At 51.8% G+C, this 21,648-nt stretch carries 22 protein-coding genes; 9 read left to right on the forward strand and 13 right to left on the reverse strand.

What is annotated here, in order from left to right; translation table 11 throughout:
- Window positions 1–13 precede the first annotated feature (13 nt).
- From DCC81_RS00175 to DCC81_RS00210, 8 genes are all read right to left on the reverse strand, one after another.
- The gene (locus tag DCC81_RS00175) at window positions 14–343 is read right to left on the reverse strand and encodes a Sec-independent protein translocase subunit TatA/TatB (RefSeq protein ID WP_240612858.1); all 330 of its coding nucleotides are present in this window, start codon (window positions 341–343) and stop codon (window positions 14–16) included.
- Window positions 344–615: 272 nt separating this feature from the next.
- Entirely contained in the window at window positions 616–963 is a 348-nt protein-coding gene (rplS, locus tag DCC81_RS00180; protein ID WP_108684585.1) for a 50S ribosomal protein L19, read from the reverse strand.
- A 198-nt stretch (window positions 964–1,161) separates the two neighbouring features.
- Window positions 1,162–1,836: a tRNA (guanosine(37)-N1)-methyltransferase TrmD gene (gene trmD / locus DCC81_RS00185; RefSeq protein WP_108684586.1), complete on the reverse strand. Its 675-nt coding sequence runs from the start codon at window positions 1,834–1,836 to the stop codon at window positions 1,162–1,164.
- 5 nt (window positions 1,837–1,841) lie between these two features.
- A complete protein-coding gene (locus tag DCC81_RS00190) occupies window positions 1,842–2,915 on the reverse strand; it encodes a glycosyltransferase family protein (RefSeq protein ID WP_108684587.1) in 1,074 nt (357 codons plus the stop codon).
- A gap of 4 nt (window positions 2,916–2,919) precedes the next feature.
- Entirely contained in the window at window positions 2,920–3,438 is a 519-nt protein-coding gene (gene rimM / locus DCC81_RS00195; protein ID WP_108684588.1) for a ribosome maturation factor RimM, read from the reverse strand.
- Between the two features lie 86 nt (window positions 3,439–3,524).
- Window positions 3,525–3,983 (reverse strand): 30S ribosomal protein S16, encoded by a 459-nt coding sequence (gene rpsP / locus DCC81_RS25990; RefSeq protein ID WP_108684589.1) that lies wholly within the window; start codon window positions 3,981–3,983, stop codon window positions 3,525–3,527.
- Window positions 3,984–4,133: 150 nt separating this feature from the next.
- Window positions 4,134–5,456, reverse strand: coding sequence for a signal recognition particle protein (ffh, locus tag DCC81_RS00205; RefSeq protein WP_108684590.1), 1,323 nt, complete (start codon window positions 5,454–5,456; stop codon window positions 4,134–4,136).
- 160 nt (window positions 5,457–5,616) lie between these two features.
- Window positions 5,617–6,492 (reverse strand): sigma-70 family RNA polymerase sigma factor, encoded by an 876-nt coding sequence (locus DCC81_RS00210; protein ID WP_240612859.1) that lies wholly within the window; start codon window positions 6,490–6,492, stop codon window positions 5,617–5,619.
- 364 nt (window positions 6,493–6,856) lie between these two features.
- On the opposite strand from DCC81_RS00210, the gene DCC81_RS00215 reads away from it, so the two are divergent.
- Window positions 6,857–7,237: an START-like domain-containing protein gene (locus tag DCC81_RS00215; protein WP_108684592.1), complete on the forward strand. Its 381-nt coding sequence runs from the start codon at window positions 6,857–6,859 to the stop codon at window positions 7,235–7,237.
- A 506-nt stretch (window positions 7,238–7,743) separates the two neighbouring features.
- Here the strand turns inward: DCC81_RS00215 and DCC81_RS00220 are convergent.
- Window positions 7,744–8,340 carry a hypothetical protein gene (locus tag DCC81_RS00220; protein WP_133177483.1) on the reverse strand — a complete coding sequence of 199 codons (597 nt, stop codon included), beginning with the start codon at window positions 8,338–8,340 and terminating at the stop codon, window positions 7,744–7,746.
- A 150-nt stretch (window positions 8,341–8,490) separates the two neighbouring features.
- On the opposite strand from DCC81_RS00220, the gene DCC81_RS00225 reads away from it, so the two are divergent.
- The 3 genes from DCC81_RS00225 (at window position 8,491) to DCC81_RS00235 (ending at window position 12,644) form a co-directional block, all read left to right on the forward strand.
- On the forward strand, window positions 8,491–9,966 hold the full coding sequence (locus DCC81_RS00225; RefSeq protein ID WP_108684594.1) for an LptF/LptG family permease: 1,476 nt from the start codon (window positions 8,491–8,493) through the stop codon (window positions 9,964–9,966).
- A gap of 299 nt (window positions 9,967–10,265) precedes the next feature.
- On the forward strand, window positions 10,266–10,931 hold the full coding sequence (locus DCC81_RS00230; protein ID WP_108684595.1) for a phosphatase PAP2 family protein: 666 nt from the start codon (window positions 10,266–10,268) through the stop codon (window positions 10,929–10,931).
- A gap of 90 nt (window positions 10,932–11,021) precedes the next feature.
- A complete protein-coding gene (locus DCC81_RS00235; RefSeq protein ID WP_205686238.1) occupies window positions 11,022–12,644 on the forward strand; it encodes an ArnT family glycosyltransferase in 1,623 nt (540 codons plus the stop codon).
- Between the two features lie 76 nt (window positions 12,645–12,720).
- Here the strand turns inward: DCC81_RS00235 and DCC81_RS00240 are convergent, their stop codons facing one another.
- Window positions 12,721–13,446, reverse strand: a complete 726-nt coding sequence (locus tag DCC81_RS00240) for a superoxide dismutase (RefSeq protein ID WP_108684597.1) — start codon at window positions 13,444–13,446, stop codon at window positions 12,721–12,723.
- Between the two features lie 520 nt (window positions 13,447–13,966).
- Between DCC81_RS00240 and DCC81_RS00245 the strand changes: the two genes are divergently transcribed.
- The 5 genes from DCC81_RS00245 to DCC81_RS00265 are packed head-to-tail and all read left to right on the forward strand — an operon-like array spanning window position 13,967 to window position 19,609.
- Entirely contained in the window at window positions 13,967–14,671 is a 705-nt protein-coding gene (locus DCC81_RS00245) for a hypothetical protein (RefSeq protein WP_133177484.1), read from the forward strand.
- Window positions 14,672–14,726: 55 nt separating this feature from the next.
- Window positions 14,727–15,830, forward strand: coding sequence for a ThiF family adenylyltransferase (locus DCC81_RS00250; protein WP_108684599.1), 1,104 nt, complete (start codon window positions 14,727–14,729; stop codon window positions 15,828–15,830).
- A gap of 52 nt (window positions 15,831–15,882) precedes the next feature.
- Window positions 15,883–18,081, forward strand: a complete 2,199-nt coding sequence (locus DCC81_RS00255) for a sensor histidine kinase (RefSeq protein ID WP_108684600.1) — start codon at window positions 15,883–15,885, stop codon at window positions 18,079–18,081.
- 30 nt (window positions 18,082–18,111) lie between these two features.
- Window positions 18,112–19,209, forward strand: coding sequence for an ATP-binding response regulator (locus DCC81_RS00260; RefSeq protein ID WP_108684601.1), 1,098 nt, complete (start codon window positions 18,112–18,114; stop codon window positions 19,207–19,209).
- A complete protein-coding gene (locus DCC81_RS00265) occupies window positions 19,193–19,609 on the forward strand; it encodes a response regulator (RefSeq protein WP_108684602.1) in 417 nt (138 codons plus the stop codon). Before DCC81_RS00260 ends, DCC81_RS00265 begins: the two co-directional genes overlap by 17 nt.
- On the opposite strand, the gene DCC81_RS00270 is transcribed toward DCC81_RS00265, so the two are convergent.
- The 3 genes from DCC81_RS00270 to DCC81_RS00280 all read right to left on the reverse strand — a co-directional run bounded on the left by DCC81_RS00270 (window position 19,606) and on the right by DCC81_RS00280 (window position 21,545).
- Window positions 19,606–19,806, reverse strand: coding sequence for a helix-turn-helix transcriptional regulator (locus DCC81_RS00270; RefSeq protein ID WP_108684603.1), 201 nt, complete (start codon window positions 19,804–19,806; stop codon window positions 19,606–19,608). The two genes, DCC81_RS00265 and DCC81_RS00270, sit on opposite strands and share 4 nt — an antisense overlap.
- Window positions 19,796–20,266 (reverse strand): hypothetical protein, encoded by a 471-nt coding sequence (locus tag DCC81_RS00275; RefSeq protein WP_133177485.1) that lies wholly within the window; start codon window positions 20,264–20,266, stop codon window positions 19,796–19,798. Before DCC81_RS00275 ends, DCC81_RS00270 begins: the two co-directional genes overlap by 11 nt.
- 184 nt (window positions 20,267–20,450) lie before the next feature.
- Entirely contained in the window at window positions 20,451–21,545 is a 1,095-nt protein-coding gene (locus tag DCC81_RS00280; protein WP_108684605.1) for an aminotransferase class I/II-fold pyridoxal phosphate-dependent enzyme, read from the reverse strand.
- Window positions 21,546–21,648: the final 103 nt, after the last annotated feature.

Genomic DNA, 21,648 nt, shown 5'->3' on the forward strand with positions numbered 1-21,648 from the left:
AGCAGCACTAAGACTAGGCATTGTTTTCCGGGGTAGCCGGTGCGGCCGGCGCTTCATTTGCAGCGGGCCCGATGGGCTGTGCAGGAGCAGCGGCAGCAGTGGTGGTGGCAGCAGGAGCGGGTTTAGGCGGAGCCTGTACATCGCGCATTCCTTCTTCAATCTCACGGCGAACATTGTTCTTGGCATCGTTGAACTCACGCATCCCTTTACCCAAACCTCTCATCAGCTCCGGGATCTTGTTACCGCCAAACAGCAGCAACACCACCACAGCGATCAGCAGGATCTCTGTGCCACCCACTTCATTGAGGAATAAGAAAGAAGATTTAACCATTACAACAGTCATTGTCTCCAATTTAAAAGTTTAGTGAACAAAGATAGGGCATAAAATCGGCAATACCTAGGCGGAGCGCGGTTTTATGGCGCTCATATAACAAATATGTAACAACTGAGCGGGCCGGGCCTTGCCGGTTACAACTTAAAAAAATGGGCAAACGGTCCTGTGATGTAACCATTTACCCATTCAATAATTTGCATACCTGCTTTTGCCAGGTATGGGCACAATAAAAACGGAAGGCATACGCCTCCCGTTCCTTACAAATTTCCCTGTATTGTGTACTAAACCCTTTTTTCTTTGATACGGGCAGCTTTACCAGCGCGTTCACGCAGGTAGAACAGGCGTGCCCTTCTTACTTTACCCACTTTATTGAGTACAATGCTGTCGATGTTGGGAGAGAACATGGGAAACACGCGCTCAACGCCAATGCCATCGGAAATTTTCCTTACGGTGAAAGATGCCGTAAAACCAGTGCCCTGGATCTTCAATACGTCACCTTTAAAGGACTGGATCCTCTCTTTGCTACCTTCTACGATCTTATAGTTTACGGTAACGTTGTCACCGGCTTTAAACTTCGGGTGCTGTTTCTTAGCAGTTAACTGCTCGTGAACAAAATTAATTGCGTTCATCTTTCAAATATTTAAGGGAGTGCAAAGTTAACGTTTAATCCACATAAATTCCAAATGCAGCGCGCTTAAATTGGAAATTATTTCTTGCCCGGGGCAATTAAATAATAGCTGTTCCGGGTAAGTCATTGTTTTACAATTTCTTATTGTGCTTATGGTTATACGTGCCTGCAGCGCTGCCGCAGGCACCCATGCCCTATCCTACTTCAACAGATCCGGTCTCCTCGCCTGCGTTCTTGCTACTGCCTGGTCGTGGCGCCAGTCTTCAATAAGCCGGTGATTCCCGCTCATGAGCACTTCCGGCACTTTCCAGCCACGGAACTCTTCCGGCCGGGTGTATACCGGCGGGGCCAGGAGGTTGTCCTGGAAGGAGTCAAAAAGGGCCGAGGTTTCATCATTGAGCACCCCCGGCAACAGGCGGCCCAGGGCATCCACCAGCACGGCGGCAGCCAGTTCCCCGCCGGAGAGCACAAAATCACCGATGGAGATCTCCCTGGTGACAAAGTGCTCGCGGATGCGCTCATCAATGCCTTTGTAATGGCCACAGATCATGAGCAGGTTCTCTTTGAGGGAAAGCTGGTTGGCCATGCGCTGGTTCAGGGTTTCCCCGTCCGGCGTCAGGTAGATCACTTCATCGTAGGTGGTTTTGGCCTGCAGGCTTTCAATGGCGTTCACCAGCGGCTCCATCATCATCACCATGCCGGCACCGCCCCCAAACTGGTAGTCGTCTACCTGGGCGCGGGGCAGCGTGGAGTAATCCCGCAGGTTGTGCAGCTGCACTTCCAGCAGGCCTTTGTCCTTAGCCCTTTTCAGGATGGAATGGGAAAAAGGGCTTTCCAGCAGTTCCGGCAACACGGTGATGATATCTATTCGCATAACAATTATTGTAAAAGGTCCATATAACGCTGGCATTGCACCGCAAAGGCAAACTTGGGATCGGCCTCCATGGCGGCTTTCCGGGCTTGCAGCTGGTCTGGCGATTGTACCAGCCCCGCCAGGGTTTCCAGCAGGTCTGGTACGGCATAGAGCACGGCATGCCGCGCAAAGTCTTCCCAGGCACCAAAGCTCCGTTCCATCAGCAGCGGTATTTTCCAGGCAAAGGCCAGGTTGTACGCCCCCGAAATGCGGGTTTGGATGTATTGTTCAAACATATTGACACCCGGGTGCAGCAGGGGCAAAATTACGTCGGATTGGGCCAAATACGACTGGAACAGGGGCTCCGGCACCGGTTGTTCAAAGGTGACCACCTGGCTGCGCCGGGGCAGGGATTGCAGGCGGCTGGCCAGGTCCGGGTGTTTTGCCGCATCGTATTTTCCCAGGAAGATCAGCTTTACATGGGCGGGCAGGCCTTTTGCGGCCACCTGCGCCAGCAGGCTTTCATAATCCCGGCGGGAGGGCATTACGCTGCCGGGGATGGTTACCCAGGTTTCACCGGCTGGCTTTTCCAGCGGGGTGGCCTCCAGCTGCGGGAAGAAAATGGGATAAAAGCACCCCAGCTTTATGCCCGCCGGTGGCAGCACATGCAGCAACAGCGTGTCATTGAGCACATAGCAGCGCTTTATTTTCCGGAGAATGAGTTTGCGCAAGGTGAAGCCCCGGTTAAATTTGCGGCCGTTGTGCACAATACCGGCCCATGTTTTCACGGGCAGGCCCAATACCGTAAGATCGCGCACCACGCTGTTTTCCGCGGTATTTACCACGATGGTGTGGATACTGTTGGCCTTCAGGTAAGCCCGCAAGCGTCGCCAGATGCCCCAGTGGTTTTTGATGCTGGTTTCCACCACGTGCAACTGGTGGCCCGCCAGCCCGGTCACAGCCTCGAAGAACGGCCACAGGTGCGCATTACAGACAATGTGTACCCCATAGCCCCTGCTTTGCAGGAACTGTATCTGGGCATACATGCATTCGCTGTGCGATCCGCCCAGCTCCAGTAAGGCAACTTGTTTCTGAGCCATCTGCTTACAGGTAAATATCGATGAGGCCTTCCGGCAGGCGCAGTTTTACGCGCTTATCTTTCTGCTTCACTTCCACGAGGGTGGCCTCGTTGATGGGCAGCAGCATTTCTTTTTCTTTGTAGATCACCTTGGCCAGGACCTGCAGCGGCATTTCGATCACTTCGTCTATGATGCCGATCTCGCCCAGGCTTTCATCTTCCACCATAAAGCCCAGCATGGATACCGCGGCGTCCTTGGATACCTGCGCTTTGAAGTCGGGCTCTGTGAGGTACACATTGGTCTGGGTGATCTTCTGGGCCGCCTCCCTGGTATCAATGCCTTCCAGTTTCACGTACACCTGGTCGTGATCCTTGGCCCTTGCCTTTTCCACGAAGTAGGGAATGAAGCTGTTCTTCCGGTTTTCCAGGAAGATGGCGGTAATGCCTTTGAGGGAAGTGCGCTTGCCCAGGCTATGCTTGAGCACCAGCTCTCCCTGTAAGCCGAAAGTGGCTACCAGCCTGCCGATGCTGAAATAATTATCCATGATAGATCTGGAAAGGAATACAATAAAAAAAGGAAATATTTGCGGACAAATATTTCCTTTTCAGTATGATCTCAGCTTGCGCTGAATTATGCTTCGGAAGATTCACCTTCAGATGCAGCCGGAGCGGCAGGAGCATCTTCAGTGCGGCGTACTACCGGGGTAACCGGGCGGGCCGCTCTCTTGGCAGAATCACGACGGGCAGAAACTTTCTGCTCGTGCTCAGCCTGCCATTGTTCAAATTTGGAATAAGCGGTACGCTCATCGAACAGGTTCAGGCTTACACCTCTCAGCAGGTGTTTCAGGTACAGTACACCCTTGAAAGACAGGATGCGGCGTACGGTGTCAGTGGGCTGCGCACCTTTCTGCAACCAACCCAGGGCACGTTCAGTGTCGATGTTGATGGAAGCGGGAACGGTGAGCGGGTTATAAGTACCGATCTTCTGGATGAATTTACCATCACGCGGCGCGCGTGCATCGGCTACTACGATAAAATAGAAGGGTCTCTTCTTGGCGCCATGTCTCTGCAGTCTGATTTTTACTGGCATAAATAATCGAGTTATTTTTTTGCGAGTGAGTGAATATTGTTTCGTTCAAAAATTTTCCCTGTGAAGGGGCAGCAAATGTACAAAGTTTCGGGAATTGCGCAAATTTTGTTTCCAATATTTCCGTCCCGGACATCAAATATACAAAATTTATCAGCGCATCGGCATACCACGCATGCCTTTACCACCCAGTTTATTCATGGATTTCATCATCTGGCGCATCTGTTCAAACTGCTTCATGAACTGGTTCACGTCCTGGATGTCCTTGCCAGCCCCTTTGGCAATGCGCTTGCGGCGGCTACCGTCTATCAGGTCGGGGTTGCTCCGTTCCGCGGGGGTCATGGAGCTGATGATGGCTTCAATGCCCTTGAAAGCATCGTCACTGATATCCAGGTCCTTAATGGCTTTGCCCACACCGGGGATCATGGCCATCAGGTCTTTCAGGTTACCCATTTTCTTGATCTGCTGCAACTGTTCGCGGAAGTCGTCAAAGTCGAACTGGTTCTGGCGGATCTTTTTTTCCAGCTTCTTGGCCTGCTCTTCGTTAAACTGGGCCTGTGCTCTTTCCACGAGGGTGGTGATGTCACCCATGCCCAGGATACGCTGGGCCATACGCTCGGGGTAGAACACGTCCAGGGTATCGAGCTTTTCGCCCATGCTCACAAACTTGATGGGCTTATCCACCGTGTAGCGGATGGTCAGTGCGGCACCACCGCGGGTATCGCCATCCAGCTTGGTGAGCACCACGCCGGAAAAGTCCAGGCGGTCGTTGAAGGTTTTGGCCGTGTTTACGGCGTCCTGTCCGGTCATGGAGTCCACCACGAAGAGGATCTCGTTCGGCTTCACGGCTGCCTTTACGTTGGCCACCTCGGCCATCATCACCTCATCCACGGCCAGGCGGCCGGCGGTATCGATGATCACCACGGTATTGCCATTGGCCTTGGCCTGTTTGATCGCGTTTTCCGCGATCTGTACGGCGTTCTTGTTTTCAGGCTCGCTGTACACCTCCACCCCGATCTGTTCGCCCAGCACTTTCAACTGGTCAATTGCCGCGGGGCGGTAAATATCTGCCGCCACCAGGAGTGGCTTTTTGTTCTTCTTGGTTTTGAGGAAGTTGGCCAGTTTGCCGGAGAAGGTGGTCTTACCCGAGCCCTGGAGGCCTGCAATGAGGATCACGGTAGGATTGGCCTTCAGCTCCAGTTCGGCTTCTGTGCCGCCCATGAGCTCCGCCAGTTCATCCTTGGTGATCTTTACCATCAGCTGGCCGGGGGAAATGGCGGTCAGTACCTTTTCACCGAGGGCTTTTTCCCGGATCTTGTCGGTGAGGTCCTTGGCAATCTTATAGTTAACGTCGGCATCTACCAGTGCGCGGCGGATCTCCTTTACGGTGGAGGCTACGTTGATTTCAGAAATGCGGCCTTCACCCTTGAGTTGTTTAAACGCCGACTCCAGCCGTTCTGATAATGATTCAAACATGATGAATTCTTGAATAGTTGCTTGAAAAAATGGCAAAAATGCCACGGGAGGGCAAAAGTAGGAAAATTGTTAGATTGTTGGGTGGTTAGATAAATTGAAAATGGCCCTATGCTCCGGGTTTCCCCTCGTCATATGGCCATTCAGAAAATTTATCCACTGCTTACGCGCCGAGATAATTGCGGAGCAGTTTGCTGCGGGAAGTGGTGCGCAGTTTGGTGATCGCCTTGTCTTTGATCTGGCGTACGCGTTCGCGGGTGAGGCCAAATTTTTCACCGATATCTTCCAGTGACATGGGGTGCTCCACGGCAATGCCGAAGTAGAGCATGATCACGTCTTTCTGGCGGTCGGTGAGGGTAGACAGGGAGCGTTCTATTTCGCGGCGGAGCGAATCGTGGTGGTCGAGGGCTTCGTCTGCGCTGGATGCATTCGGGTTTTCCAGCACATCGAGCAGGGAGTTGTCCTCCCCATCAATGAAAGGTGCATCCATGGACACGTGGCGGGCGGCTACACCCAGGGTAGCTTCCACTTCTTCCGTGTTTATTTCCAGGATGGTAGCCAGTTCGTCCGGGGACGGTTCACGTTCGTATTCCTGTTCCAACTGGGAGTAAGCTTTGCTGATCTTGTTAGACAGGCCCACTTTATTGAGCGGCAGGCGCACAATGCGGGACTGTTCTGCCAATGCCTGGAGGATGCTCTGGCGGATCCACCATACGGCGTAGGAGATGAACTTGAAGCCTCTTGTTTCGTCAAAACGCTGGGCAGCCTTGATAAGACCAAGGTTCCCCTCGTTGATCAGGTCACTCAGGGACAAGCCCTGGTTCTGGTACTGTTTGGCCACGGAGACCACAAAGCGCAAATTGGCTTTGGTCAGTTTTTCCAGTGCACGCTGATCGCCCTGCTTGATGCGGATAGCGAGGTTCACCTCTTCTTCCGGCGTGATTAAGTCTACTTTTCCAATTTCCTGCAGATATTTCTCAAGGGATTGAGATTCTCTGTTCGTGATGGACTTAGTGATCTTGAGTTGGCGCATTGACATACAAGTCGGAACAGTTACAGGTTAATAAAAAGTTAATTTTTGATGAATGCCTGACAAAAATAACTTTTTTTAGAAACTGACCAAAAAAAATTATCCCTTTTTGGAAGCGTTCTAACGAAAATCGATTAACCTTTCATCTGCCCTACAGCAGGGCATTTGCCTGCCACCGGTTGCAAAAAGGAATTGACTGCGAAGGAAAAGCATTGGGAAGGGTGGCTGACAGATTAGCATTTTACCATATGCGAAGGGGCTGCCAGCGTGACCGTAAAAAGGGGGGACAAAAAACTGCTAATAAATTTTGTTCCTATGAATAATTTTCTATAATTGCAGCCTAGATGAATTGAATTTTAATATAATCAGCGCGATGTCAAAGAAAGTGCAATATGAGTTGGAATACCCGGTAAGATGCTCTCCTGTAATACTTTATGAATTCCTCTCCACCCCAGCTGGCTTGCAGGAATGGTTTGCAGACAAGGTGGATTTCCGGGACAATATTTTTTCGTTTTCCTGGAGTGGTAATGTTGAAGAAGCCGAGGTATTGGATCAGGCAGAGCTGGAGTTCATCCGCCTGCGCTGGCTATCTGCCCCGAAAGAGGAATTTTTTGAATTCCGTATCCGCATTTCCGATGTAACAACGGAAACGATCCTGATTGTAAAGGACTTTGCGGAAAAGAAGGAAATTGCCGACCAGAGCCAACTCTGGGATTACCAGGTGAAAGATCTCTTCCACCGCATTGGCAATTGATGCCGTTGCTGTTTTTATGCATGCAAGACTGTGCTTAAGCGAATACTCTTCCAATCCGATCCCGTGATCATGTAACGCCGCCACGGCGGGCCTTTCAAGAGATTCTCCCAATTCACATCTTCATTTCCAGTTTCAACAAATTACAGGTTGCCTGCCGCTGCTTTTCCCTCTTTTTAGCAGGCGTTTATTTTCACGGCCATTAAATTACCTGGTAAGTTTTCGCCCCCGGGCGGGAATGCGGCAATGCGTGGGCGCACGGGCGTGTGAGGTGGCTACATCGTTGTTTTGCGGTGGCGTCAACCGGAGCCGCGTAGCGGATACCCAGAAATGCGGGCGCGTAGCAGTAGGATCATTTCATGCAGTATATTGCCGGCGTGGCGGGTGTATGGCGCGTCCGGCATCACGTATAGCAGCGGACTGCATGAGCAATGCAGCCCGCTGAAAGCCAGTTCCCGCACGGTTTTCATTGTTTATGGGCCCGGCATTCCGCGCCAGCTCCGGCCACCTCACGCACCTTTAAGCACAGCCAGTACCTCCCCATAAAAACCTGCAGCTCCTGTTACCACCTGCTCCCATTCTCCCAGATCAAAAGACCTTGCCAGCTTCACGAAATCCTTATCCAGGGCCTGCTCCCACCCCGTTTGCGCAACTGCGGACAAAGGCTGGTAAATACCGGCGCCTATCTCGTGGTGCCAGGGATCTTCTTCCAGGATGTAGAGCTGCGCCCCGGCGGCTTCCAGGGCGGGCCTGGCGCTTTCCAGGCGGGCGCGGTAGCGGGCCAGGGAATGGCCGGCCAGGTGCAGGGTGGCGGTAAAATCATGCCCCCACCAGAACATGGTGCGCAAGGCAAAAATATCTTCCCGGGAAAACAGGCGCGGGTAGTCCAGGATCACATATGGCAGGTCTTTGTAGCGCTCCCCTTTCGATATTTTGGCGCCCAGGGAGCGTACCGGCGCCGCCTCCGGCCATTGCTGCCAGGCAGGCAATATGGTGATGGCGTCCTGCACCTGGCCCAGTAAGTGCATTACTTTATCCATGATGCCGTGCTTCATGCGGAGCCAGTCTGTATTGAATACCAGGGCTCTTTCTTCGGGTGTGAGCATGCTTAACATTTAATTAAGTATTATTTAACGCACTTCTAATGTGCCACCAGGGAAACTACAGGCAAAGATGTTAACTTTGCCACGACCCGTGCACCGCAATACGATTCAAATGTAGTCATTGCAACGCATGGCTTAAAGAAGTTACGCACTGTGAAGAAACTCGATAAACTCATCATAAAAACTTTTACCGGTCCGTTCATCGCCACCTTTTTCGTGACGTTGTTTGTACTGATCATGCAGTTCCTGTGGAAGTATATTGATGATTTTGTAGGCAAAGGCCTGGATACCTGGGTGATCATGAAACTGATGGCCTACACCAGCGCCAGCCTGGTAACCCTGGCCCTGCCGCTGGCCGTGCTGCTTTCTTCCATCATGACCTTTGGCAACCTGGGCGAAAGTTTTGAACTGGTGGCCCTGAAAAGCTCCGGCATTTCCCTGCTGCGTTTCATGCGCCCGCTGTTTGTACTGTGCTTCCTCATTGCCACGCTGGATTTCCTCTTTGCCAACTACGCCATTCCCGTGGCCAACCTGCAGGCCAAGTCCCTGCTGTATGACGTGACCAATTCCAAGCCTGCGTTTAACATCAAGCCAGGCGAGTTCTATACAGATATTCCCGGCTACACCATCAAGGTAGCGCAGAAGGACCCGGATAACAAGACCATCCACCAGGTGATCATTTATGATAAAAGCAGCGGTGGTGGCTCTGACCAGGTGATCCTTGCGGATAAAGGCACCATGGGCCTTTCGGCCAACAAACAGTTCCTGCTGTTTAAACTGGAGAACGGCTGGCGCTATGAAGAACGCTATGCCCGCATGGGCAATATGCAGCCGGGTGACCTGATCCGCCTGGGCTTCAAAGAATACACCAAGGCCTTTGACATGAGCAGCTTCCGTTTTAACCAGACAGACGTGAACCTGTTTTCCAGTAACCAGCAGATGCTGAACGTCAGACAGCTGGATAAAGCACTGGACTCCCTGCAGCGTGATATTAAGATCTATACCAAGAGCCTCAACGCTTATGTAACCACCCGTTACAGCTTTAACAAGTGGAAAGATACGGGCTGGCTGAAGCAGGCACCACCCCTGGCCGTGTCCCACTTCATTGACGCTATTCCCGCGCAGCAGCAGGAGTATGTGTGGCAGCGCGTAGCGCAGAACCTGCGCGAAACGCAGATGACGCTGGACGGCTCAGCTAAAGACTATGCAGAAAAATTTTCGCAGATCCTGCTGTTCAAAGTAGAATGGCAACGCAAATTCACCCTGGCCTTTGCCTGCATCGTGATGTTCATGATCGGTGCGCCGCTGGGCTCCATCATCCGAAAGGGCGGCCTGGGCACCCCGCTGGTATTTGCCGTGATCTTTTTCGTGATCTTCAACATCTTCTTCATGGTAGGTGAAAAGATGGCCCGCAGTAACGTGCTTACCACCTTTGGCGGCATGTGGCTGAGCAATATTGTATTGATGCCGATCGCGATCTTTTTGATCTATAAAGCACTCAACGATTCACAACTGTTCAACAAAGAATTTTATTTCCGCCTGTTCCGGTACATTCGGCAGCTCATAGACCGCACGCCGGTGGCCGCACTGGTAAAAGTGCGCGCCAGCAACGGGAAGCGGGCATCCTGAACATACAACATTTCCAGGTTGGTTGCTGATGCAGACGATCTGTTTTTATACCACTTTAACCTTTATGTCTATACGAAGTACATCCACTTTAACCTGTACGCTGACGGATTTTTAATTAACAAGAGAGACGAAGACCTACAACTTTAACGACACCACTTTCTATACAACAGACGAACGTAAGTACGCCAGATGATCCTTTGCATGCGGTAAATGACCATTAGACTATTTTGGGACCAGGAGACAAGACCGCTGCGCATATGAAAACGCTACCAAGACCTACAACTTAAAACACTGAAAAAGTGAAAGCGATCGTCTCCCTGTGCAGGAAAAACCAACCGTTTTTCCTGTTCTTCCTTGCCTGGGTGATCCTGGGCGGGCTGCTCATTGTTACTATTGGAAAAGAACACCTGTTCCTTGGTATCAATCATACGCACAATCTGGTGCTGGACTATTTTTTCACAGGGTATACCTATGTGGGTGATGCCACCCCGTTTATCCTTGTGCTGCTGTTCCTGCTGTGGAAGCGCCGCTTCCATGATTTTTTGCCCGGCGTGGCAATCATTGTACTGATGGGCATCCTGGTGCAGGTAGTGAAACACCGCTACCACTCCCCCCGCCCCATCGTATATTTTGACCACAGTCCTATTGTGCATACCATCAGCTGGGTGCATGTGCATGGCAGCAACAGTTTTCCATCAGGGCACACGGCCTGCGCATTCAGTCTTTGCTGCTTTGCGGCCATGCTGCTGCCCAACAAAAAGCTGGGCGCCACCCTCTTTTTTGCAGCGCTGCTGGTGGGTTACAGCCGTATTTACCTGGCGCAGCATTTCTTTGAAGATGTGTACATTGGCAGCATACTGGGTACGGTATGCGCTATGCTGGTAGCATGGTTGTTTGCCTACATCCGCATCCGCCAGGCCGCTCCCGCAACGGAGCCTGCTCCTGAGCTGGTACCGGAGATCTGAAATTAGACGGGTACCAGGTATTTGTTTTAAAAACGACAAACCATTTTCTGATAGCCGGCGCCTGCAAACAGCGCCGGCATTTTACTGTATATGAAATATTTCCTCATTGGCCTGGTGGCTGCCTTGCTTTTTATCCCTTTCTTAGGGGCTGTACATTTATTTGATTGGGACGAGATCAATTTTGCCGAAGCGGCGCGTGAGATGCTCGTGAGCCACAATTACCTGCAGGTGCAGATAGATTTCCACCCGTTCTGGGAAAAGCCGCCGGTGTTTATCTGGATGCAGGCTGCATGTATGGCGGTTTTCGGGGTCAATGAATTTGCGGCCCGCCTGCCCAATGCGCTGGTTGGCATTGCTACCATCGTTACCTTTTTTGCCATTGGCAAAAAGCTGGTGAGTGAAAAATTCGGCATGTGGTGGGCACTCCTGTATGCAGGCTGCTGGCTGCCCCATTTCTATTTTAAGTCCGGCATCATCGATCCTACTTTCAACTATTTTATTTTCCTGGCGGTGTATTGCGTATACCGTATTGGCTTCAGTGAAAAAAAGATCCGCCTGGCGGTGCTGGCGGGCGTTTTCCTGGGGCTGGCCGTGCTTACCAAGGGGCCGGTGGCCATCCTGGTGAGCGGGCTTACGCTGGCCGTGTATTTCGTGGTGAACCGGTTCCGCCTGGGGGCCAAGATCGGCCACCTGCTGCTGGTAGCGCTGTTTGCCGTGATCACTACTGCCTCCTGGTTTGGCGTGGAGATCGTGCGGCATGGCTGGTGGTTTGTAAACCAGTTTGTAACCTACCAGGTACGCCTGTTCCAGACGGAAGATGCGGGGCACGGAGGCCCTTTCTTTTACCACTGGATCATCCTGCTCATTGGCTGTTTCCCGGCCAGCATTTTCCTCTTCAGCTACCTGCGTGCCAGGCAGGAAAACAGGCAGGTTGAGAAAGCGGAAGTGAAGGACCTGGTAAAATGGATGTGGGTGCTTTTCTGGGTGGTGCTCATCCTGTTCTCCATCGTGAAAACCAAGATCGTGCACTACTCCTCCCTGTGTTATTTCCCGCTTAGTTTCCTGGCGGCTTACCAGGTATACCGCCTGCTGGAAGGCAAGGCTACCCTGCGCAAGTGGCAGGTAGCGTTGCTCATGCTGGTAGGGGTGGTACTGGGCATTGCTATTGGTGCGCTGCCGCTGGTAGGCATTTACAAAGCACAGCTCATTCCCCAGATCCATGACCGCTTTGCCGTGGGCAACCTGCAGGCAGATGTGCCCTGGTCATTTGCAGAGTGCGGCTACGGCCTGGCTTATGCCGTGATGGTGGTCGTCAGCTGCGTTTTGCTCCTGCGCAAAAAGGTGCAGCCAGGGCTGCTCTGCCTTTTCATCAGTACCATCGTGGCTATACAGGTAACGGTGGTGCATTTTGTTCCCAAGGTAGAAGCTTACTCACAGCGTGCAGCCATTGAGTACTTCCAGTCGTTCATCGGAAAAGACGTATATGTGGCACCGTTAGACTACAAAAGCTACGCACATCTTTTTTACACCCGCAAGCTGCCGGCTACCAACCCGCATTATTATGCAGACCCTGACTGGCTGCTGAACGGGCAGCTTGATAAGCCGGCCTACTTCATCTGCCGCGTGAGCAACAGTGATCACTGGCGTACCGATCCGCGCCTGGAACTGGTAGGCGAGAAGAATGGTTTTGTGTTCTTTAAACGAAAGCAGTAAACATAAAGAAGGCTTTAGCGTGGTGCTAAAGCCTTCTTCTTTTTATGGAAATAAAATTCATTAAAGTGTAGCTGCATTAAGCTTTCCAGCGTTTTTCCACTTCCGGCCAGTTAACCACGTTCCAGAAAGCATCAATGTATTCCGGGCGGCGGTTCTGGTGTTTCAGGTAATACGCATGTTCCCATACATCCAGTCCCAGGAGGGGCGTAGCGGGCTTGTAGCCCAGGCCTTCCATCAGGGGATTATCCTGGTTGGGGGTGCTGATGATCGCCAGTTCTTTATTTTTATTCACGGTAAGCCATGCCCAGCCGGAGCCGAATACTTTCTTTGCGGCGTCATTGAACTGTGACTGGAAGGTTTCCCAGCTGCCAAAAGCCTTGGCGATGGCAGCTTTGAAGGCGGCGGAAGGTTCGGTCTTATTAGGGGAGAGCTGTGCCCAGAACAGGGAGTGGTTATAGTGGCCGCCACCGTTATTGCGGATAGCGCCGTCTTTTGCAGTTACCTTGGCCAGGATCTGCTCCAGGGTGAGGTTGGCAAATGCACTGTTGGCCGGTAAAGCCAGGGCATCATTCAGGTTTTTCACGTAAGCGCCATGATGCTTGTCATGGTGTATTTCCATGGTCAGCTTATCAATATGCGGCTCTAATGCATCGGTAGCATAAGGCAGGGCGGGCAGGGCAAAAGGGGCTTGCAGGGTTTCCAGCTGGCCAGGCTTGCGGCTCCCGGCAAAGAGGCCCGTAGGATTACTGAGCATTGCCACACCGGCCAGTCCTGCGATCTTTATAAATTCTCTTTTTTCCATAGCATGAGTTTTTAGTGAATCCTCATGCACAAATCTAACCTATAAAGCATTAAAAAAAGGATGAAAGTTTAGCCTGCCATTATCCGCCGGAAACCCACACACATATTGAATTTTTACTATTTCTTCAGTCCGTTATTTAGCAAAATGTGCTAACCCGTTCCAATTCATTAAAATACGGTCAACCAAATGCGGTTTATTTTGAAATTAATTACTATTTACCTTACCTTACATGCGTGTGAAGCATTAAAGACAGCAATGGCATTAATATTCAACAATGAATCTGATTTTATCCCTGTCAGCTTGTGTAGATGTAGTATGAAATGCAGGAGCGAAACTATAGCCGACAACAGACTGTGCACAACGCGTTGAAATACCACTAACCCTCACCACTTGCTGTACAGTGAACGTCACACATTTATATTCGATTACCTGGTACCCAAGCGCAATAATTGTTCTAATTTAAACAGCAGTGCTCCTCACAGGGCCCTGCGCTATCGTTTTTGATTAAAGTATATCCCTCATGCTGCAAGTAAGAGTTTTCAAAGCAGTCGATCACCCGGAAGAGTGTATGCGTTACATAGACGGGCACCGGAGAGTGCTGGAAGCCTACGGTGTTACCAAAGTAACTTCTGCCAACGTAGATTGGATGTATGCACCTAACTCCTACATTTCTACCGTAGAAACAGATGAAGGAAAAGTACTGGCCGGCTGCCGGGTGCAGCTGGCGGGCGGAGACCTGGCAATGCCCATTGAAACCGCTATTTCCAACCTGGACCCCCGCATTCACGATATTATTGCCGAGCTGCAGGAAAAAGGTGGCACCGCCGAGCTTTGTGGCCTCTGGAACTCCCGCGAGGTGGCCGGCTGGGGCATCGGCAGCATTGTAATGGGCCAGGTGGGCGTGGCGCTTTGTGAGCAGCTGCCCATCACCACCATGGTGGCCTTCTGTGCGCAGGCCACGTTCAAGAATTGCCAGCGCCTGGGCTTCATCATCAAAAATGAACTGGGCAACAACGGTACCTTCTACTACCCGAAGGAAGACCTCATTGCCACGGCCCTCATTATCCCCGACCCGGTGGTACTGGCCAGCGCCCACCCCCTGGTACGTGATAAGATCTTTGACCTGCGGGCCCGTCCGGTGCAACGCATGGTGGAAAAGGGCCCTAAGGGGGAAATGGAGCTGGACTACAACATCCGCATCAGCCAGCAGGTTGTGAATGCCTGATCTTTTACCGATTTTTGCCAATTTCAACGCACGCCATAAAAGTCCGAACGTCTCAATGCTACAAGCACAGCTTCAACATACTGCAGAAAGTAACGCCATTTTCCGTCCTTCCTTCTTTCGCTTGTCCGATGCCGCAGATGCCGCCGCCGTGGCCGCACTGGCAGCCAATACGCCCGGCCTGCAGGTCTATGACACGCTGGACCGCCAGCTGAACGAGCTGGTAAAAAGCCAGCACCCCGCGGCACGCCTCACGCCCGACGAAATTGAAGCCAAAGCCAAGGCCCACCTGGGCAGCACGCCCTGGGATGCCTACGGCGTGTGGGTATACTACCCCTGGAGCCAGCGCCTGGTGCATATGCTGGACGAAGCCGAGTTTATACAACTGCGCACCAACCGGAACGTTTATAAAATAACCCCCGAAGAAAGGGACATCCTGGCCACCAAGAAAATTGGGGTAATTGGACTTTCCGTGGGGCAGAGCGCCGCCCTCACCATTGCCATGGAAAGGCAGTGTGGGGAACTGCGCATCGCGGATTTTGATACCCTGGACCTGAGTAACCTGAACCGCATCCGCGCGGGAGTGCACAGCCTGGGCATGCTCAAAAGCACGGTGGTGGCCCGCGAGATCGCGGAGATAGACCCATTCATTAAAGTGGTGCCCTTCCACGACGGCATTACCCCTGATAATATTGACGCCTTCCTTACCGGGGGCGGCAAACTGGATGTACTGGTGGAGGAATGTGACGGACTGGATATCAAGATCCTGGCCCGTGTGCGCGCCCAGCATTACGGCATTCCCGTGGTGATGGACACCAGCGACCGGGGGCTGATGGACATTGAGCGCTTTGACCTGGAGCCGGAAAGGCCCATCCTGCATGGCAAGATCCCGCCCCTGAGCCCTGAGGCGGTAAAGGCCCTCAACCCCCAGGAACGCTTTGGGCTGGCGGCCGCCTTTGTGGATGTGAACAATACTTCCGAACGTTTCCGCATGTCGCTGGGCGAGATCGGCAAGACCATCTCCACCTGGCCGCAACTGGCCAGCGCCGTGGTACTGGGTGGAGCCGTAGTGGCCCATGTGGCCCGGGGCATCTGCCTGGGCGCCGCATTGCCCTCCGGCCGTTATTATGTAGACCTTGACCAGATATTCAGCGCGCAATAGCGCAAGCGCTACCTATAGCAAAGGCTTATCCCTATTTGATAAATACACGAAGATGTTGAGACAAACGTATTGCAGGCCACTTCTCTGGCTGATACTGTTGCTCGGTACCGTGCTACCTGCGGGGAAGGCACTTGCGGCAACAGCAGATACTGTGCACATTAACAGTGCGCAGCCCCTGAAACTGGCGGAATACAATGAAGTGGAGTACTTCCGCGACCCGACGCACCAGCTCACCTTTGAGCAGGTGCGCCGGCAGCCCTTCCAGCCCCTGCACCAGCAGGTGCCCAACTTTAATGTAACCACGGATGCGGTGTGGATGCGCCTGCGGGTGACCAACCATACGGACAGCGCCGGCCTGCAACTGGTGATCTCCAATCCCATCCTGGACTACGTGGATTTTTACTACCTGAAAGACAGTACCCATTATCATATTGAAAAGAGCGGGGAGCTGGTGCCCTTTGCACAGCGTGCCATCAGCCACCAGACCTTCATCTTCAACCTGAACCTGCCGGTGGGCGCTACCCGCGATTATTACCTGCGCGTGAGCAGCCGGGAATCCATGCAGGTGCCCATTTACGTCGGCACCGTCCTGGATGTGTACAATAAGATCAATACGGATGATCTCTGGCTGGCCCTGTATGTAACAGTGATCATGGTAATGCTGCTGTACAACGCCTTCATTTTCCTCACCACCAAGGATTACAATTACCTTTACTACATCCTTTATATCCTGGCCGTAGGCCTTACACAGGTATGCCTGCAGGGCGTGGGCTACCGGTATTTCTGGCACAACAACCGTTTCATTACAGAGCAAAGCGTGTTGTGGACGGGCGCCTTGTCCGGCATTACGGTGGCCATGTTTGTACAGCAGTTCCTGCACGTGAAAGAACGGGCCCTTCTCGCCTATCGCATTTTTAACGGGTTCATTTACGGCTACATCTGCAGTATCATCCTGGCGCTGTTGCATTTTTACTCCGCGGCTTATCTGCTGATAGACGTACTGGCCATGTCCGGCGTGGTATTTATCCTCGGCTTTACCATCAGCCAGGCCCTGAAGCGCTACCGTCCCGCAGTGTTCTTCCTGGCGGCATGGTTCATCTTCATCATCGCGGTGATGGTGTGGGTCCTGAAGGACACCGGCATTATCCCTTACAACGTATTTACCAGCCATATCCTGCTCATTGGCTCCGGGCTGGAAGTGATCCTCCTGAGCTTTGCCCTGGCGGATAAGATCAATACGTACAAGAAAGAAAAGGAACAATCCCAGGCCCAGGCCCTGGAATCGCAGGCCATTGCCCTGCACATTTCCCAGGAGAACGAGCGGCTGGTGAAAGAACAAAATATCCTGCTGGAAGCCAAGGTGCAGGAAAGAACGGAAGAACTGCAGGCCTCTAACGTGAAGCTGAGCGAAACACTGGACAACCTGAAGGATGCCCAGACCCAGCTGGTGGAATCAGAGAAAATGGCCTCCCTGGGCCAGCTTACGGCCGGCATTGCCCACGAGATCAATAACCCGATCAACTTTGTAACCTCCAACATAAAGCCCCTGAAGCTGGACATCCAGGACCTGAAAAGCCTCCTGGACCGCTATGAGCAGCTGGACCAGGCTAACGGCGACATCCACGAGCAGCTGGAAAGCGTAAAAGCCTACCGCCAGGAACTGGATATTGATTATATTCACAGTGAAATAACGTCCCTGATCAAAGGCATAGAGGAAGGGGCGGCCCGCACCGCCGAAATCGTGAAAGGCCTGCGCACCTTTAGCCGACTGGATGAAAGTGACCTCAAATATGTAGATATCCATGAAGGGCTGGACTCCACGTTAGTCTTGCTGCGTAACAGCATCCCGCACCACGTCCAGATCATCAAAAACTACGGAAAGCTGCCTAAAATTGAGTGTTATGCCGGTAAACTGAACCAGGTGTTCATGAATATCATGGGTAATGGCCTGAACGCCATTAAGATGAAGCCTGTTCAGGGCCCTGCAGAATCCCTGACGATCAGCACTTTCCTGGAGAACAACCAGGCCGTGATCTCCATTAAGGACACCGGCATCGGGATGAGCGAGGACGTGAAAGAGCGTATCTTTGAGCCTTTCTTTACCACCAAGGATGTGGGGGAAGGCACGGGCCTGGGGCTGTCCATTGTGTTCAGTATTATTGGTAAGCATAACGGTAAAATATTAGTAGAATCGTCACCAGGCAATGGTGCAGAATTTATTATATATTTACCTTTAAATGTATCCAACTAAAACCAAATCATCCAACACCCTGCATCTTTAATGAAAAACAACCGTATCAGGATATTGTACATTGATGATGAAGTTCATAATCTCAACGCGTTCAAGGCTAGCTTTCGCAGGAATTATGAAATCTATACGGCAGGTTCGGCACAGGAAGCCAAACAGCTGATCCGGAGCATCAACGTACATATCATCATTGCCGACCAGAAAATGCCAGTTACCACGGGGGTGGAATTTTTCCACGAGATCCGTGAAACTACCCCGGAGCCTATACGCATCCTGCTCACCGGCTATACCGATGTGGAAGATATCATTGATGCGATCAACAAGGGGCACATCTACTCTTATATCAAGAAGCCCTGGGATGAACTGGAACTACAGAAAACGATCAATAACGCTTTTGAGATCTATACCGCCCGCCAGCAGCTGAAAGAAAAGATCATTGAGCTGGAAAAGACCAACGACGAGCTGAATCGCTTTATCTACTCCACTTCCCATGACCTGCGCAGCCCCCTCATGTCGGTGCTGGGCATCATTAACCTGGCGCGCCTGGATAACACCGTGACCGACCCGAACGGGTATATGGACATGATCGAGACCTGCGTGCAGAAGCTGGACGGCTTTATCCAGAAGATCATTGAATATTACCGGAACTCCCGGCTGGATGTAGAGTATGAAAAGATTAACTTCGCGACCCTGTTGGAAGATTGTGTGAACGCGTTCCGTCCGCAGAACACTTCCATAGAGTACCTGGTCGAAGTAGATCAACCGATAGATTTCAAAGGTGATACCTTCCGTATTCTCGTGATCCTGAATAACCTGATCTCCAACGCGGTGAAATACCAGAAGCCCAATGAAGAACAGCCGCAGGTGAAACTGAGCGTGAAAATAGAGCCCCACAAAGGCACTATCCGCATAGAAGACAATGGCATCGGCATTCTCAGTGAGCACTTGCAGAACATTTTCAAAATGTTCTTCCGCTCCAAGAATAACAACAAGCCGGGCAGCGGCATCGGGCTGTATATCGTGAAAGAGGCATTAAACAAAATTGGCGGCACTATCAATGTAGAATCGAAATACGGAGAAGGTACTCAATTTGAAATTATCATTCCGAACCGCAATGAATTCGATTCCTGATCTGCGTATTTTATTGATCGACGATAATGAAATTGACCTGCTGCTGCACGAAAGACTGATCCTGCACCAGCGGATCAGCCATACCGTACTACCTTTTACCAGTGCCAACAAAGCTTTAGAATACCTTTCTTCCAACCTGACCCTGAGTGAAATTCCTCCCACAGTGATCCTGCTGGACATCCAGATGCCCGAAATGGACGGCTTTGAATTTCTCCAGTCCTTTGCCACCTACCCGCCCCGCATCAAGCAACAGTGCTATGTGATCATGGTTTCTTCTTCCCTGGATTATTCAGACATTAACCGCAGCAATGCCAACCCCATGGTGATGAAGCTGCTGCGCAAACCCCTGATGGTAAAGGACCTGATGGAAACCATCACCGAAATATTCAACGAGCACTAATCCCCTGCTTCCAGCGAGAAAATCTCCTCCACCGGCTTTTCAAACACACGGGCTATCTTGAGCGCCAACACAGTGCTGGGCACATATTTGCCGGATTCAATGGCATTGATGGTCTGCCGGCTTACAGCAATAGCCTGGGCCAGCTCCTCCTGCGTAAGGCCCTTCACAGCCCGTTCTACCTTTATGCTATTTTTCATGGCGGGCCTGTTTAGCGTAGCGGAGTAAGAGATAGTTAAAGCGAACGATAAAGATAAGCGGAATGGTAACGATGTTGTACAACATCACGATCATGAAGTTCATATCCCACACCACGAGGATACTCACCACAAGCAGTAACTGGTTTACCAATACCGCCCATTGCAGGGAAGTGAGGCGGATGCGGGCAATAAATTCGTCCTCCTGTTTTTCACGGGAGTAGCCAACCATCAGTGAGCCCACAATGGCCAGCACCCCAGCCAGGGATAAAGCAATATCCTGCATTTCAAGGCCGGGGCCGGGCTTATCGGAGCTTAACAACCCGGAGCGGTCAATGCTGAAAACCCAGAACGGGATATTAAGGCGCCAAACCACATTGGCCAGGTAACAAATAATACCCAGGGCCAACAGGCACCAGCCTATCAGCTTAAATCGATGCGGAAGGAGAAGGGATGATCTCATGTCTTGAGGTTTTAATTATCCGAATGTAAAGTTAACTTTACTTATAGACAAATAAACTTTACAAAAAGTAATCCATACTTTACATAATGAATTGAGGATCAACCTGGAAAATTTTAAAAACTAAAAGGGGCCGCCTGTTGTTAACAGCAGGCAGCCCCTTTCTTCAAGGACAGGCAGTGGATGTTTATGCGGGGATCTTGCCGGCCCTTACCACAGCGGCAATCAGTTCCAGGGCGGATTGCAGCTTAGGATTGGCCCATTCTGCGCCCAATGCTATGCGCACATACTGGTCATCGCCGGTTACGGAAAACTCCACTCCCGGCTGCACGGCAATGTCCTGCGTGAGGCAATAATCTGCCACCTGCTGGCCGGTGAGGTGGGCGCCCACGTGCAGCCAGATGTGGAAGCTGCCGGGAAAAAGGGTGAACTCCTGGTCATAGAAGATCTCCGCTGCTTTCTTATACCAGTAAAGGCCTTCCGCCTGTTTCTGCTGGATGATCTGTTTCAGTTCCTCCCCTTGCATGAGGTGCACGGCAAAATCCTGGAACAGGGCGCAGGTGCTACTGGTGGTAAGGCGCACCATGTTCTCGATGTTATCCATGATATGTTTTGGATACACCAGGTAAGCCGCTTTTAAAAAGGGATTAAAGTTCTTGGAAAGGCTGTACACATGCACCGTACGTTCCGGCAGCAACTGCAGGAAAGTAGGTGGCGGTGCGGGATGCAGGAAGCGGTAGGCATCGTCTTCCAGGATATAGGTATCCGGGAAGCGCAGCAACACTTCCGCAATGGCCTGGCGTCTTTCCAGCGACATCACAGCGCAGGTGGGGTTGTGCACGGTGGGCTGCAGGTAGACCAGTTTTGTGCCCGGCACGGTACTGCGCTGCTGCAGGTACGCTTCCAGGGCAGCGGGCAGCATGCCTTCTTCATCGCCGGCAATAGGGATGAGGGGAAACCCGAACGTATTGGCTATCATGCGGAAACCGGTGAAGGTATACGCATCGGTAGCTATTTCCTTTGAAACAGACTGGAACCAGGACAGTACGGTGTACAGGCCGGAGTTGCCGCTGGCAATAGCCATCATGGTGCTGGTATTGCGCCAGGTATCTGCCGGGAGTTGCAGCCACTGCGCCACTACATCCGCCGTAGCCGCAGGGGGCGGCGGGTTGGGAGGTTGCAGCAGGTGGTACTTTCTTTCTTCGGGCAGGCCCGCTACGTAACGCTGGAACACGTCCATTTCCGTATGTACCGATGGGTAGTTGAGTCTAAGGTTAAGCATGTGACAGTCAGCTTGATGGAACAAATACGCAAAGCCCTAAGATAATAAGGAATTAATTAGCAAATGTTGTACAATTGTTCCATCTTGCCATAGCCAGGTTTCC

It is taken from the genome of Chitinophaga parva, from assembly GCF_003071345.1.
GTDB classification, from domain to species: Bacteria; Bacteroidota; Bacteroidia; order Chitinophagales; family Chitinophagaceae; genus Chitinophaga; species Chitinophaga parva.